A 1,130-nucleotide genomic window follows, 5' to 3' on the forward strand; every position below is an offset into this window, starting at 1 on the left:
GCAACCGTCCAGGGGTCGAACGCGCCGACGTCCATCGCGAACGGCATCCACCATCTCGACCGCTCGGAGGACGTCGACGCCATCATCGTCAGTCGGGGCGGTGGGAGCGATTCGAACCTCCAAGCCTTCAACACCGAGCGGGTCGCGGAGGCGATCTTCACCGCGAATACCCCGGTTGTCACCGCGATTGGCCACACCGATGACCGACTCATCGCGGATCAGGTGGCGGACGTCGCGACGATCACGCCGACCGCCGCCGGTGAGTATATCGTGAACTCCCGCCAAGAGTTCCTTGCGAGTGAGATCGAGCCGCTGGAGCAACAGCTTGACGCCGCGTACGAGACCTTCCAGCAGGACCACGAACACGAACAGGAGCTCGCCGAAGCAGTCGATGAAGCGACCGCACCCGAGGGCCTCCCACCGATTTACTACAAGGTCGCCATCGCTGTGCTGCTGTTGCTGTTACTGGTCATCACCGGGCTTTGGCTGGGGGTGATCTAACCGTGGCAAAAGACTCCGAAATCCACGATCGGGTGAGTCGCGTCGAAGAGATCATTGAGCAGCTCGACGCGGACGAATGCGACCTCAATGAAGGGACTGCACTGCACGAGGAAGGTGAGGAGCTCCTGGCCGAAGTGCGAGAGATCCTCGACGAGGGGAACGGCGAAGTTGTGGAGCTCGAGTAAGCGAGCTGATTCTCGGTCTTAACCAACAGACTCCCCACCGCACTCGGCAGGTGTTGGTTAAGTCTTTTCTATGAGGTCAACAAGTGATTTGGTTATAATTTACTCAACAAATTTGCAGCAATTGATAGCCAGAAAGCATTTAGGTATCATCCAACTACCGCGCCAATATGTACCGTGACTCAACCGGTGCATACCCATACCCGCATGTATGATTACGAGGTCAGTCACCATCGAGGAGATCGATGACCTGTACCTGATGTGGAACGACCACATCAACGCTTCCGCCCTCTATCGCCGCGCCCTCCGCGAGGAAATGGAAGTCCGCGGTGTTGACCCCGATGAACTCCGCGACCTCCTCGAACGGGCCCGCGAGCAGGGCTACACGCTCGAAGAGATCGCAGAGGACACCAACCGCTTCGACGACCTCCAGTCACTCGTCGAAGA

The 1,130-nt window shown here is 58.4% G+C and carries 3 protein-coding genes; all 3 read left to right on the top strand.

Annotation, left to right across the window (positions count from 1 at the left end; genetic code table 11):
• The coding region (locus tag AN233_RS01345) for an exodeoxyribonuclease VII large subunit (protein ID WP_281176509.1) at positions 1-501 on the top strand (501 nt) is incomplete at its 5' end.
• Between the two features lie 2 nt (positions 502-503).
• Complete coding sequence (locus AN233_RS01350; RefSeq protein WP_058365078.1) at positions 504-686, top strand: exodeoxyribonuclease VII small subunit; 183 nt, start codon at positions 504-506, stop codon at positions 684-686.
• Positions 687-894: 208 nt separating this feature from the next.
• On the top strand, positions 895-1,130 hold a 236-nt coding region (locus tag AN233_RS01355; RefSeq protein WP_058365079.1), incomplete at its 3' end, for a hypothetical protein.

This window comes from Haloparvum sedimenti (genome assembly GCF_001462205.1).
Lineage (GTDB): Archaea > Halobacteriota > Halobacteria > Halobacteriales > Haloferacaceae > Haloparvum > Haloparvum sedimenti.